The organism is Atribacterota bacterium, from assembly GCA_028703475.1.
Classification (GTDB): domain Bacteria; phylum Atribacterota; class Phoenicimicrobiia; order Phoenicimicrobiales; family Stramentimicrobiaceae; genus JAQVMU01.
This window is the reverse complement of the sequence record JAQVMU010000046.1, coordinates 1-13,450: the sequence shown is the minus strand read 5'-3', so window position 1 is coordinate 13,450 and position 13,450 is coordinate 1. Positions and strand designations below refer to the sequence as shown.

The window sequence follows — 13,450 nt, the reverse complement described above, 5'->3', positions numbered from 1 at the left end:
CTTATGAAATTCATATTTTGCCAAAACGTCACATAGGCTCTATTGTTGATTTGCATGATTCAGAAAAAAAATCATTTGCTGAAACATTAAAAATTGTGACTAGAAAATATGATAAATTGTTTGAAAGATCCTGTCCTTATATGATGGCTTTATTTATAACACCTTCAGAGAAGGATAAATATAACTATTTTCACTTCCATGTTGAGTTTTGCCCACCATTAAGGGAAAAAGATAAAATCAAGTGGATGGCAAGTGTAGAAACTATGACCTGGCAATTTATCAATCCATCATCTCCTGAAGAAATTGCCGAACAGTTAAGGAGTATAAATTGAACGGAAAAAAAATAGGCGAAGTATTTGAAGATTTAAAAGACTTTATTCACTTTAGTGCACCGGGAAGAATAAATATTATTGGGGAACATACTGATTACAATAATGGCTATGTTCTACCGGCAACAATTAACCGCAATATCAATCTTGCGATTAGAAAAAACAATTGCAATAGCCTGAGGGCATATTCGCAGGAATTTCCTGGTATGCATTTTCACAAATATCCATTAAAAAAAATATGTTTGAAAGACGGATGGGTAAAATATCTGAAAGCAGTCCTATTTACACTGCAGAAGGAAATAAATTTTACAGATTTTCCCGGACTGGATGTATATGTTACCGGAGACATACCTGTTGGGGCAGGTCTTTCCAGCTCAGCTGCCTTAGAAGTGGTGTTTCTATTTGCTCTTAACGAATTATTTAACCTCCAATTACAACCAATCAAAATGGCTTTCCTGGCACAAGAAGCTGAAAATGATTTTGTTGGTGTGAAATGTGGAATAATGGATCAATTTATTTCTATTATGGGTAAGGAAAACAATGCTGTATTTTTAGACATACGGACAATGAAATATCAGTATATTCCTTTATGCCTTGATGAGTATCTTTTTGTTCTCATTGATACATCTATTTCTCATAGTTTAGCAGACAGTAAATACAATATAAGACGACAGGAATGTGAAGAAGGACTGAAGGTATTACAAAATTGTCTTGACCCGCATTTAAAATCATTGAGTGAGATAGGATTACAAGATATAAATCATTTTAAAGGCAGGTTTTCCTCAAATGTTTATAAAAGAGTTGTTTACATCGCTGAGGAAAATTTACGGGTTCAGCAAATGGTAAATGCCCTGGAAAAAGGATTATTCCGCCAGGTAGGTCAATTGTTGTATTCTTCTCATAATGGACTTAAATACCTCTATGAGGTTAGTTGCCCCGAACTGGATTTTATTGTTGACTATTTGAAAGCCAGTGAAGGAGTTATTGGGGCAAGAATGATGGGAGGAGGATTTGGAGGTTGTGTGCTGGCTCTATTAGAAAAGAACAATATTGATAAAGTTTTTAATGTAATTAAAGAAAAATATAATATAGTATTTCAAAAATTCCCCCTACTGTTTCCTGTTACAATAACTTCTGGAATAGCCATGAAGAAGAGACTTTAAACACTTTTTTACTGCTGCTACTTCTTTTTAAATTTATTCAGCATGATAGATTCTTTTATTATAGTAAAACTATTATATAACTTTACTTTTTCTTCTCTATTAGATATACTTTTAAATTGCCTTTAATTTTTTCATATTTATTGCTGTTAATCCGGGAGGAAAAGTAAATTAAGCAAAATGTAGTTCGTCTTGGTCAAGAAAAAATAAATAAACTGCTCTTAAGACTTTCATTTCCAGCAGTAGTGGGCATGGTAGCAAATGCACTTTATAATCTAGTAGATACCATATTTGTAGGAAGAGGAGTAGGTTCATTGGCAATAGGCGCCCTGGCAATTGCCTTCCCTCTGCAGATGCTAATTGTTGCAATTGCACAAACAGTCGGGCTGGGTGCCGGTTCTGCTGTTTCCAGAAATCTGGGAGCAGGGAAAATTGATCGTGCTAAATGTGTAGTTGGTAATTCATTTTTTTGTGTAATTACTTTAGCGTTCACTGTTTCGGCAATTGGTTTATCATTTATCGAACAAATTCTGATTTTTTTTGGAGCCACTCAAACTATTTTACCTTATGCACATGATTATGTGGTAGTTATCCTGTGGGGTTTACCATTTTTCTCTTTTGCAATATCTTCTAATAATTTAATACGTGCAGAGGGTAATGCCAAAGCAGCTATGATTTCTATGTTAATAGGAGCTATTCTTAATATAATTTTGGATCCTATCTATATCTTTGTTTTCAATCTTGGCATTAAAGGAGCTGCCCTGGCAACGATAACTGCACAGTTCTGTTCATTCTTATTCATAATTTATTATATTTATAAAAAAGATACTTTTTTAAAGATAAAGTTAAGACATTTGAAGCCCAATTTAGAAATAATAAAGGAAATTATAACGGTTGGATTGCCTTCATTCTTGCGCTTGTCTTCCGGCAGTATCGCTACTTTATTGGTTAATCAATCCTTACGTTTTTATGGTGGAGATCTGGCTATTATTATTTTGGGTGTTGTTATAAAAATAACACGATTCCTCTTTATGCCGATGTTTGGAGTTGTTCAGGGAATGCAACCTATTGCCGGTTATAATTATGGCGCCAGACAATATGATAGGGTTTTGGAGGTATTAAAGTTAACTATAAAAGTATTGTTAATTATGTCAACCTCAATCTGTCTGCTTATGATAATATGGCCGGCTAAGGTAATTGGAATTTTTACCACTGATTTAGAAGTTATTCAGGCAGGAATGCCGGTAATGAGGCTTTTATTGTTCAGTATCCCGATTTTAAGTATACAAATGACCGGTGCTACCCTGTTTCAGGCTTTAGGCAAGGCAGCACCGGCTATAGTTTTTTCCTTGCTGCGCCGCGTATTACTATTTATACCTTTGATTATTGCCTTACCACGGTTTACACAGCTTGGTTTAATGGGTATATGGTTATCTTATCCGATAGCAGATATCCTTTCTGCAGTAATCACCTGGTTTTTCCTGAGAAGTGAGATTAGAAAGATTCGGTATGAGGCAGAGATTTTCGGAGTCTGAAAGATGATTAAAATTAGCAAATATTATTGTAGCTTTTAATTCTAACTCTCTAGTGTTATAATGAATAGCAATGATAAAGTAGACTATTTAAACTTGGAGGAATTTATGGAAAAAGAAACTTATAATCCTACCAGAGAAGACGCGTTAAAATTGTTAAAAGAGTATAATCAGGAAGATAGCCTTATCAAACATGCTTTAGCCGTAGAAGGCGTAATGCGTTATATGGCAAAAAAAAAGAATGAAGATGAGGACAAATGGGGTATTATTGGTCTGGTTCATGATTTGGACTATGAACGATATCCCGAGCAGCATTGCTCAAAAAGTCGTGAGATATTAGAACAAAATAATTGGCCGGCTGACTATATTCGCGCTGTTGAAAGCCACGGATGGGGAATTTGTTCTGATGTAAAACCGGAAACATTATTAGAGAAGACACTATATGCTATTGATGAATTGACAGGTTTAGTTGTAACTACGGCGCTGGTAAGACCTTCTAAAAGTGTAATGGACGTAAAGGTAAAATCAGTAAAAAAGAAATGGAAAGATAAACGCTTCGCTGCTGGTGTGAACAGGGAAATAATCCAAAAAGGGGCAGAAATGCTTGGAGTAGAGCTCTCAGAATTAATCGATGATACTATCAAAGGCATGCAGGAAATTGCTGATGATTTAGGGTTAAAAGGATATTCTGGTTCTAATGCTTAAAAGAATATTATGTTTTGGAAATTCAAATACCTGGGGATATATTCCCGGGTTAGGTAAACGATATGATTCTGATGAACGCTGGACAGGAATTATGGCTCTTGAATTAGGAAAAGAATATCAGATTATCGAAGAAGGATTAAATGGGAGAACGATAGCCTCAGAAGACCCAAATCGCCCCGGTAGAAATGGAATTATTTATTTAGTTCCATGCCTGGAAACACATAGTCCTTTGGATATAGTTATTCTATTTTTAGGCACCAATGATTTGAAGGATTACTATAAGAGTTCAGTTCATGATATTGCTGTGAATATGGAAAAAATGATTCGGTTAATTAAAAATGTTCAATTTGGCTCCAAAGGGATGGCACCAGAGGTTTTACTTATATCTAATCCACATATTTCAGAGAATGTTTTACCCGATTCCCCATTTCAGAACGCCAGCAAAAAGTCAAAAAGATTAATTTCAGAATATAAAAAAATTGCCATAGTTAATCATTGTCATTTTTTAGATATTTCCTCAAATGTGAAGGTAAGTCCAATAGACGGGGTGCACCTGGATGAAGAAAATCATAACATTCTTGCAGGATTATTAATAAAGGAAATAAAAAAAATCGAAAAGAATTCCCATAATATATCTTAAATACACAATTAATTTAACAGGGGGTTGAGATGGCATCTAAAGAAAGTAAATTTGAGGGATTTTCGGCGGAAGCTGTTTTCTTTTTAAAAAATTTAAAGGAAAATAATAACCGGGAATGGTTTTTAGCTCGTAAAAAGGATTACAACAGGAAGGTATTAAAACCGGCTGGTGATTTTGTTGTTGAGATGGGGGAAATGCTCCAAAAAATTTCTCCCGGAATCAATGCTGATCCAAAAGTGAATCGCTCTATAAGCCGAATTTACCGGGATACCAGATATGCAAGTGAAGAAGAACCCTATAGGGCTTATTTGGGTATATGGTTCTGGCATGGAGTACGAAAAGCAAAAGTATCACCTGGGTATTATTTTGAATTGAGTCCGGATGAACTTTATCTTTCAGCGGGTATAAAAACATTTTCCAGAAAGATAATCACTAGTTATCGTACAGCAGTAGCAAATCCTGAAAGTGGTGAAGAATTATTATCAATTATAGAAAAGATTAAAGAAAATCCTGATTATCAAGTAAGCAAGGAATATTATAAGAAAGTTCCGGAAGGATATAAAATTAAAGACAGTAGAAAAGATTTGCTCCGTTTTAATTCACTTCTTGTGAGCACAAAAATTCCAATTCCTCCGGAGTTATACAACAGGAATCTTTTAAAATTTGTTTTTAAAATCTTTAAAGATTTTTCACCTATTCATAATTGGCTAACAGAATATGTCAGGCTGAACGGTAAAGAAAAAAATAAAATCTAAGAAAGAAAAATACCTTTTTTGCAGAAAAATATGGATGAATCAACTGACAATTTTAAATTAAATATCTATTTTAAAAAAAATACCGAAAAAAGTTTGCCTCTTTTTACATTTGGAGGTTTATCAAAACAAAATAACTTGCTTCATTTTGTCACCAGCAGGCATGGGGGATGCAGTCAACCGCCATTCCATTCTTTAAACCTGGCATTTCATGTAGGTGATGATGAGAATAATGTATTAAAAAACAGGCTTGAGCTGGCAAATTACCTTGACATACCAATAAGCAATTTTACTATTTCCAATCAGGTACACGGAAACCATGTAGCAATAATAGATAAAAGTAAAAAAAGCAGTGGCTCAATTGATATTTCTACAGCCATAAAAGACAATGACGCCATGATTACACAATATGCAGATATTTGTCTTTTAATTTTTGTAGCGGATTGTGTGCCTGTATTTCTGTATGATAACAAAAAAAAGATTATTGGGTTGGTCCATGCCGGATGGAAAGGCACTGTCGACTTAATTACTCAAAAGACAGTTAACCTCATGAGATCTTATTTTGGCAGCAGTTCACAGGATATTATGTGTGCTATCGGACCGTCAATTGGTCCCTGCTGTTACCAGGTTGGTCCGGAGGTTATCAAAAGAGCAAAGAAGTCTTTTCAAAATGTAGAATATTTGATTCAAAATATAAGCGAAGATGGAAAAGGATATTTCAATCTATGGGAAGCAAACAAAAGACAGCTGTTAAATTGTCAAATCCCGGAAGAAAATATTGAGATAGCCGGGAGTTGCACTTGTTGTAATTCAGATACTTTTTTTTCAAGCAGAAAAGATAAAGGACATACTGGCCGTTTTGCTGCCGGTATAATGATGAAAAAATAAAAAAGTGTTATAATGTTGTAAAATAAAATTTATTAAAATCCAAAAAATCCACCCCTGAATATCAAACCTGTTAAACATCCTATCAATCAATAAAAAGGAGGATGTTTCTATATGAAAATATTAATGGTATATCCTACTTATCCAGAAACATTTTGGAGTTACAATTATGCTTTAAAGTTTATTTCCAAAAAAGCAAGTTTGCCACCCCTGGGGTTGCTGACGGTAGCTGCTTTACTTCCGGTAGATTGGGAAAAGAAATTAGTAGACCTTTCCGCTGGTGATATGCTTCAAGATCAGGATATAAAATGGGCAGATTATGTGTTTATAGGAGCCATGTCTATTCAGAGAAAATCAGCCAGAGAGCTTATCAACCGCTGTAAAGAGTTAGGTGCCTCTGTTGTTGCCGGTGGTCCTCTTTTTACAGCTTCCAGTCAAGATTTTAAAGATGTAGATTATCTGGTTTTAAATGAAGCAGAAGTTACTCTCCCCAAATTTCTGAATGACCTGCAAAACGGGAGCATGAAAAGGATTTATGCCAGTGATAAAAAAGCGGATATGTTAAATTCACCAGTTCCTGCCTGGGAGTTAATTGATAATTTACACAAGTACAATTCATTGTGTCTTCAATATTCCCGAGGTTGTCCTTTTAACTGTGATTTTTGTGACGTAACTCTGCTTTTTGGCCATAAGATCAGAACTAAATCACAAGAACAATTATTAAAAGAGCTGGATAAACTGTATCAATTGGGATGGAGGGAAGGAGTGTTTATTGTAGATGATAATTTCATTGCCAATAAGAGAAAATTGAGAGAGAAAATTCTGCCAGCAATGATTAAATGGAATAAAGAAAAAAATAGCTGTTTTTCCTTTGGTACCCAGGCTTCAATTAATATTGCAGAAGAAAATAAAATAATGAGAATGATGGCAGAAGCTGGTTTTGACTCTGTATTTATTGGTATTGAAACACCACATGAAGAAAGTCTTGAAGAATGCCATAAAAATCAAAACAGAAACCGGGACCTGATTCAATCTATCCATAAAGTACAGGAATATGGCATGCAGGTTACAGGTGGATTTATTGTAGGGTTTGACCACGATCCTCCGGATATTTTTGAAAAAATGATTAATTTTATTCAGAATAGCGGTATAGTTACTGCTATGGTGGGCTTGTTAAATGCCCCAATAGGAACAAAATTGTATCATCGTCTTGTTAAGGAGAATCGTTTCCTAAAATATCCAAGTGGGAGTAATACTGATTTTTCCATTAACTTTATCCCAAAAATGAAATATGATGAATTGTTGAAAGGTTATCAGACTATATTGAAGACCATCTATTCACCACGATATTATTATAACCGAGTTTTATCTCTCCTTAAAACACTCAATATTGAACATTTTAAATCAAAGACAAATCGTTTTCGCTGGATTTATCTGGTAGCCTTTTTAAAATCTATCTGGTATTTGGGTATTATAGAGAGAGGGAGGATATATTACTGGAAAGTATTTTTCTGGACATTGTTCCATCGCCCCAGGTTGTTCCCGGCAGCCATTACCTATTCTATTACCGGTTTTCATTTTCGTAAAATATTTAACAAAAAAAATTAATCGCGGAATAAGCTGGACAAATAAAAATCATTACAGTAATAAAAGTATAAACGGCATAATAATGCTGATTCCCCAAATCCATTTATGCTAATATTTAAAAAATTTTATTTTATTATTGACCTTTGTAATAAAAGATGTTATACTTTCGTTTATTTGATTATTAACAATTTAATTTGGTAAAGATTTAAACAACAAAAATACTATTTACTTTTTAACAAATATAAGAAAGAATAAAAAATTGGTATAAATTATGAATGTTATTAAAGGTTTTCAAGATATTTTACCGGTTGATACAGAGAAACGAAGAATTTGTGAGAACAGATTAAAAGAAATTTTTGAAAAGTGGGGTTACCAGGAAATAGACACGCCTACATTGGAATATTATGATTTCCTGGTGAAAGGTGTTGGACCTGAATTAAAAGAAAGAATGTTTAAACTGCTAAATCCTGATGGTGAAGTAATTGTTTTGCGTCCAGACATGACTACCCCTATTGCGCGTATTGCGGCCACCAAGCTTGAGCTGAAAGATAAAAATATACATAAATATTATTATTTAAATAGTGTTTTTAGAAAGTTAAATGGAAATACGGATGATCAGCAGGAATTTCATCAGGCAGGAATAGAGTTGTTAGGTTTGAATAATCGCCTGGCTGATGCCGAAGTTATTGCAGCAACTATTCAAGCTCTAATTAATGCAGGATTAAAAAATTTCTATATTGATATTGGAAGTGCACGTTTTTTTAATTCAATTATGGATAAGTTACCATTAGTATCAGAGCATAAAAAGGAATTACGCAAAACTATAATGAATAAAGACTTTGTTTTGCTGGAAAAATTAATGTTGCTTTATGACATGTCCAATCGTGACAAAGAGATTATTCAGCATTTACCCCATTGGAGGGGAGGCGAAGAAGTTCTTGGGGAGGTAGAAGAGGTAATCAAAGGAGACAACCATACAGCAGCATTAGCTTTACAGGATGTCAGGGAAGTCTATCAGCATTTGAAGATATATGGTTTTGAAAGATATATCATAATTGATCTGGGCATAATAAGAAATTTTGATTATTATACCGGCATTGTTTTTGAAGGTTATACAGGGTATATGGGTTCCCCGATATGTGGTGGTGGCCGATATGACAGCCTGTGCCGAAAGTTTGGTAGAGATATCCCTTCAACCGGAGCAGCAATTGGTATAGAAAAACTGGAAAGGGCATTAGGAAGACAGAACAGCAAAAGCAAGGAGAGTTTAAATAGCCGTAAATATTTTATAAGATATCAAAAAGATTTTATTCAATCAGCATTTCAGGTGGCGGAAAAATTAAGAAAACAGGGCAATATAGTTGAAATGGAATTAGATTTTGAAAATTCCCGAGAACAGAATATTAATTATGCCCTGACAAAGAAAATTCGTTATTTGATTGATATTCAGTCAGAAGACCTTGAGAAGATTATAAAATATGATTTAGAGACAAAACAGGAAGAAAAGGTATACTATGGAAAAGACCAATAAAAATCTTATTATGACAATTGCCTTACCCAGTGGCAGATTATTTTCACCCATCATTGGTATGTTAAAAGAATCAGGTTATTTTGGGGTAATTGATTATGATGAAAAGACAGATAGAAGACTGGTTTTTTATAATCAGGATGAGACTTTTCGGTTTATTATCACCAAACCTAAGGATAATCCTACATATGTAGAATGCGGAGTTGCAGATATAGGGATTGCCGGAAAAGATATTCTGTTAGAAGAAAGAAAAAATGTATACGAATTGCTGGATCTTGGTCTGGGAAAATGCCGGATTGTTATGGCTGCTTCCCGGTTGAAAGAAGAGATAGAAAAGGTAATCGAGCAAAGACTGCCTTTAAAAATTGCCACTAAGTATCCTAATATTAGTCGAAATTACTGCATCCAAAAAGGGATTCATGGGGAGATTATTAACCTTTATGGTTCAATAGAGCTTGCCCCACAGGTAGGATTGGCTGATACTATAGTTGACCTGGTATCTACCGGAAAAACTCTTCAGCAAAATAATCTAAAGATTATTGAGGAGGTTACCACGATTAGTGCACGGTTAATTACTAATCGAATAAGCTACAAAACTAAACATAAGCAGGTTCACCAGGTTGTCACGGCTTTACGAAAGATAGTGGTCAATTAAATTGTTATAAGAATATTTAAAAATAAAGATTTGGTGTGTAAGATGAAAGTAATTAAAACCCAGACCCTTAATACAGAGAATAGATTTGCTGTGTATGACAGTATAAAAAGAAGCTGTGCTGATGTATTCACTGAAGATATAGAGAAAAAAGTTAGAGAAATAATCAATAAGGTTAAAGATACGAGAGACCAGGGGCTTCTTGAATTAACGCATAAATTTGATAAAAACAATCTGAAGCTGTCAGAGATTACGGTAACCGATAGTGAATTTAATGAAGCAAAATCTCTTGTTGAAAGCCAGCTACTTAGTATTATTAAAGAATCTATAGATAGAATTCAATCATTTCATAAGAATCAGCTTGAAAAATCCTGGATTTCTCACCAGGAAGAGGGCATGATTTTAGGTCAATTGATAAGACCATTACAGCGGGTAGGAATTTATGTTCCCGGAGGTACAGCAGAATATCCTTCCTCATTGATTATGGGAGCGGTTCCTGCCCTTGTTGCCGGAGTAAAAGAGGTATGTGTGGTCACACCACTGGGAAACAGATCGAAAATGTCTCCATATTTATTAATGGCTGCTCAAGAACTTGGTATCTCTGAAATATATAAAATTGGTGGAGCCCAGGCTATTGCTGCTCTGGCGTATGGAACTGAAACCATTAAACCGGTAGACAAGGTTGTCGGTCCCGGAAATATATATGTAACACTGGCAAAGAAACATGTTTTCGGGCAGGTAGATATCGATATGTTAGCCGGACCAAGTGAGATTTTAATATGGGCAGAAGAGGGTGCAAATATAGATTACATTATAGCGGACTTATTTTCCCAGGCTGAGCATGATAAAAATGCCAGAGCTGTCTTGATTACAACATCTAAACAAATTGCCCTGGAGGTTGAAAAGGGAATATCCCGGCAACTCAAACATTGTCAGCGTAAAGATATAATTGCCTGTGCATTAAGAGAAAATGGCAGAATCATTTTGGCGGAAAATAATAAGTTAGTTATAGAATTAATAAATAAATTTGCTCCAGAACATTTAGAATTACAGATTGACAACCCCTGGTCTTATCTTGGGGAAATAAAGAATTTTGGTGCTGTCTTTTTAGGACCATATTCACCGGAACCGCTGGGTGATTACTGGGCAGGACCAAATCATATTTTGCCTACTATGGGAAGTGCCAGACAGTTTTCCGTATTGTCGGTTCATGATTTTTTAAAAAGAAGCAGTATTGTATGCTGCAATAGAGATAAATTGTTGCATGATAAAGAAAAGATCGCCCGTTTTGCTGATTTGGAAGGATTGCCAGCCCATGCTAATGCATTAAGAATAAGAAAATAATAATAAAATTATGGAGATTGCAATTGATTGGAGACTATTTACTGAAACAAAATATTTTAGTAAAAAAAGACAAATTTCCTATTCTGGACAATATTGATGTGATTATATTTGACATAGATGGTGTACTGGTCAATGTCTCTGCTTCTTATCATCAATCAGTAATTGATACTGTTCAGTATTATTTTACTCATATTATCAGGATAGCTGGTAAAGAAAAACTTGTTGACAGGCAGATAATCAACAGTTTCAAGCTGGTAGGAGGATTTAATGATGATTGGGAATTGACTGCTGCAGTTATTTTGTATTATCTCTGGAAAATGAAACAGTCTAAACTGAACACATTAGAAAAACTAAAAGATAGCCCCCCAACGATTGATGAATTTATTGGTGAGAATTTATCTGCCGGTGATGGATTGTCTCAATTGCACATGTGGATAAAGGAGAATGCTTCAGATCCAGATGAAATCTTTTCTTTATGGCATAAGGAAAAGATATTCCAAATAGCTAAAGAGTTCTATGCCGGAAAGAAATATTGTTATCGGTTTTATAATTTTTATCCGGAATTTATCAAAAAAAACAATGGCAACATTGAAAGTGAAACTATATTGATTAATCCTGAGGCAACACAGATATTGAAGAATTATAATATGGGAATATTAACAGGTAGAGATAAGGCAGAAACCCGATATATCCTGAACAAAATAGGCTGGGAAAGTTTTCTTAAGCCGGAAATGATAATCACTTCACAGGATAATAAGCAAAAGAAACCCTCACCTGAAGGATTAGAATATCTGATAGATACATCCAGCTCGAAGACAGGGTTATATATAGGTGATACCATGGCTGATCTTTTAACTGTAAAAAATTTTAATAAACAGCGTAAAAAACAGCAGTGCTTGTTCTCACTGATTTTAGATAATAAATTTGCCGGAGACGGCTACCAGGCTCAGAAAGAAAACTTTCTTGATAAGGGTGTTGATTTTTTAGCAGAAAATGTAAATCAGATTATTAGCCTGGTTCATAATAAAAATTAATTAAATTTAAAAAGGAGAGTGATTTCCTTGGGAAAAAGGACAGGAACAGTTAGTCGGAAAACTGTCGAGACTGATATCAGTTTGAATATTAATCTGGATGGTGAGGGAAGATGTAATATTAAGAGTGAATTACCTTTCTTAAATCACATGTTGGTATTGTTCTGTAAACATGGATTTTTTGATCTTCAATTAAAATTAAATGGTGATATTGAAGTTGATGCCCATCATTCTCTGGAAGACCTTGGAATCTGCCTGGGGAGAGCTATTAAGGAGGCACTTGGAGAAAAGTCTGGCATAAAACGCTATGGATTCTATCTTCTGGTAATGGACGAAGCGCTGGTTCGCATTACAATCGATTTAAGTGGAAGAGGTAGGCTTTTTTATAATGTTCCTCCTGAAAAAATAGGCAGGATCAGTCAAATTGATGGGGAAGTATGGAAAGAATTCTTTCTCTCACTCGCATATGAGGCAGGAATTACCCTGCATATTGATTTGCTGAAGGGGGAGAATACTCATCACATCATCGAAGCTATTTTTAAAGGTTTTGCAAGGGCGTTAGACCAGGCAATTCAAATAGAAAGAAGATTAAAAGGCAATATCCCTTCCAGCAAAGGTATGCTGGCATAAATATCAGGAGTTAAGATGATTGTTATTATAGATTATAAGATGGGCAATATTAAAAGTGTTCAGCATGCTCTGGATTATTTGGGTTATAAGGTGCAGATCAGTAATAATCCTGAGGTAATTAAAGAAGCCAGAGGTCTTATATTACCAGGGGTAGGTGCATTTTGTGATGCAATTAAGGTATTGAAAGATAAGAAGCTGGATGTAGTAATTAAACAGATGGTTGGGAAGGGAATGCCTTTTTTGGGTATCTGCCTGGGAATGCAACTATTGTTTTCTTATAGTGAAGAAAATGGACTATATAAAGGACTGGATTTAATCCCGGGAAAAGTTGTCCGCTTTCCTGAGAAAATGCGTGTTCCCCATTTAGGGTGGAATCAAATTCAATTTTTTCCTGATGCTAATAATTGCAGCAGGAGTCTTTTTTCGGATATAAAAAATAATAGTTATTTTTATTTTTTACATTCTTACTATTGTATTCCTGATAATGAAGATATTATTTTAACAAAGACATATTATGAGAATAATTTTGCATCTGCGGTTTGTATTGAAAATATATTTGGAGTTCAATTTCACCCTGAGAAGAGCAGTCTTCAGGGATTAAGTTTATTAAAAAAGTTTGGAGAGATATGTAATGCTGATTATTCCGGCTATTGATATAAAAGATAATTACTGTGT

At 34.6% G+C, this 13,450-nt stretch carries 14 protein-coding genes; all 14 read left to right on the top strand.

The features are described from left to right. Positions 1–332, top strand: a 332-nt coding sequence (locus PHQ99_05915; protein ID MDD4289104.1) for a galactose-1-phosphate uridylyltransferase, incomplete at its 5' end; no start/stop codon positions are given. Next, a complete protein-coding gene (galK, locus tag PHQ99_05910; GenBank protein MDD4289103.1) occupies positions 329–1,492 on the top strand; it encodes a galactokinase in 1,164 nt (387 codons plus the stop codon). The genes PHQ99_05915 and galK, both read left to right, overlap by 4 nt. Before the next feature lie 167 nt (positions 1,493–1,659). Further along, positions 1,660–3,024: an MATE family efflux transporter gene (locus tag PHQ99_05905; GenBank protein MDD4289102.1), complete on the top strand. Its 1,365-nt coding sequence runs from the start codon at positions 1,660–1,662 to the stop codon at positions 3,022–3,024. A 105-nt stretch (positions 3,025–3,129) separates the two neighbouring features. Then, complete coding sequence (locus PHQ99_05900) at positions 3,130–3,726, top strand: HD domain-containing protein (GenBank protein ID MDD4289101.1); 597 nt, start codon at positions 3,130–3,132, stop codon at positions 3,724–3,726. Beyond that, positions 3,719–4,366 carry an SGNH/GDSL hydrolase family protein gene (locus PHQ99_05895; GenBank protein ID MDD4289100.1) on the top strand — a complete coding sequence of 216 codons (648 nt, stop codon included), beginning with the start codon at positions 3,719–3,721 and terminating at the stop codon, positions 4,364–4,366. Before PHQ99_05900 ends, PHQ99_05895 begins: the two co-directional genes overlap by 8 nt. A gap of 29 nt (positions 4,367–4,395) precedes the next feature. Then, the gene (locus PHQ99_05890) at positions 4,396–5,121 is read left to right on the top strand and encodes a DUF2461 domain-containing protein (protein MDD4289099.1); all 726 of its coding nucleotides are present in this window, start codon (positions 4,396–4,398) and stop codon (positions 5,119–5,121) included. Between the two features lie 30 nt (positions 5,122–5,151). Next, positions 5,152–6,006, top strand: coding sequence for a peptidoglycan editing factor PgeF (gene pgeF, locus PHQ99_05885; GenBank protein MDD4289098.1), 855 nt, complete (start codon positions 5,152–5,154; stop codon positions 6,004–6,006). Positions 6,007–6,117: 111 nt separating this feature from the next. Then, complete coding sequence (locus PHQ99_05880) at positions 6,118–7,611, top strand: B12-binding domain-containing radical SAM protein (GenBank protein ID MDD4289097.1); 1,494 nt, start codon at positions 6,118–6,120, stop codon at positions 7,609–7,611. 250 nt (positions 7,612–7,861) lie between these two features. Next, positions 7,862–9,121: an ATP phosphoribosyltransferase regulatory subunit gene (hisZ, locus tag PHQ99_05875; GenBank protein ID MDD4289096.1), complete on the top strand. Its 1,260-nt coding sequence runs from the start codon at positions 7,862–7,864 to the stop codon at positions 9,119–9,121. Next, complete coding sequence (gene hisG / locus PHQ99_05870; protein MDD4289095.1) at positions 9,105–9,773, top strand: ATP phosphoribosyltransferase; 669 nt, start codon at positions 9,105–9,107, stop codon at positions 9,771–9,773. The genes hisZ and hisG overlap by 17 nt, the downstream gene beginning before the upstream one ends. Before the next feature lie 42 nt (positions 9,774–9,815). Then, entirely contained in the window at positions 9,816–11,114 is a 1,299-nt protein-coding gene (hisD, locus tag PHQ99_05865) for a histidinol dehydrogenase (GenBank protein MDD4289094.1), read from the top strand. Between the two features lie 23 nt (positions 11,115–11,137). Further along, entirely contained in the window at positions 11,138–12,148 is a 1,011-nt protein-coding gene (locus PHQ99_05860; protein ID MDD4289093.1) for an HAD-IA family hydrolase, read from the top strand. 27 nt (positions 12,149–12,175) lie between these two features. Next, complete coding sequence (gene hisB / locus PHQ99_05855) at positions 12,176–12,775, top strand: imidazoleglycerol-phosphate dehydratase HisB (protein MDD4289092.1); 600 nt, start codon at positions 12,176–12,178, stop codon at positions 12,773–12,775. A 15-nt stretch (positions 12,776–12,790) separates the two neighbouring features. Further along, positions 12,791–13,429, top strand: a complete 639-nt coding sequence (gene hisH / locus PHQ99_05850; GenBank protein MDD4289091.1) for an imidazole glycerol phosphate synthase subunit HisH — start codon at positions 12,791–12,793, stop codon at positions 13,427–13,429. Positions 13,430–13,450: the final 21 nt, after the last annotated feature.

Excerpts from the sequence above, each read along its gene's own strand:
- hisZ (MDD4289096.1), top strand. The coding sequence starts at position 7,862 with ATGAATGTTATTAAAGGTTTTCAAGATATTTTACCGGTTGATACAGAG.
- PHQ99_05900 (MDD4289101.1), top strand. The coding sequence starts at position 3,130 with ATGGAAAAAGAAACTTATAATCCTACCAGAGAAGACGCGTTAAAATTG.
- hisG (MDD4289095.1), top strand. The coding sequence starts at position 9,105 with ATGGAAAAGACCAATAAAAATCTTATTATGACAATTGCCTTACCCAGT.
- hisD (MDD4289094.1), top strand. The coding sequence starts at position 9,816 with ATGAAAGTAATTAAAACCCAGACCCTTAATACAGAGAATAGATTTGCT.
- hisH (MDD4289091.1), top strand. The coding sequence starts at position 12,791 with ATGATTGTTATTATAGATTATAAGATGGGCAATATTAAAAGTGTTCAG.
- pgeF (MDD4289098.1), top strand. The coding sequence starts at position 5,152 with ATGGATGAATCAACTGACAATTTTAAATTAAATATCTATTTTAAAAAA.
- PHQ99_05895 (MDD4289100.1), top strand. The coding sequence starts at position 3,719 with ATGCTTAAAAGAATATTATGTTTTGGAAATTCAAATACCTGGGGATAT.
- PHQ99_05890 (MDD4289099.1), top strand. The coding sequence starts at position 4,396 with ATGGCATCTAAAGAAAGTAAATTTGAGGGATTTTCGGCGGAAGCTGTT.
- PHQ99_05880 (MDD4289097.1), top strand. The coding sequence starts at position 6,118 with ATGAAAATATTAATGGTATATCCTACTTATCCAGAAACATTTTGGAGT.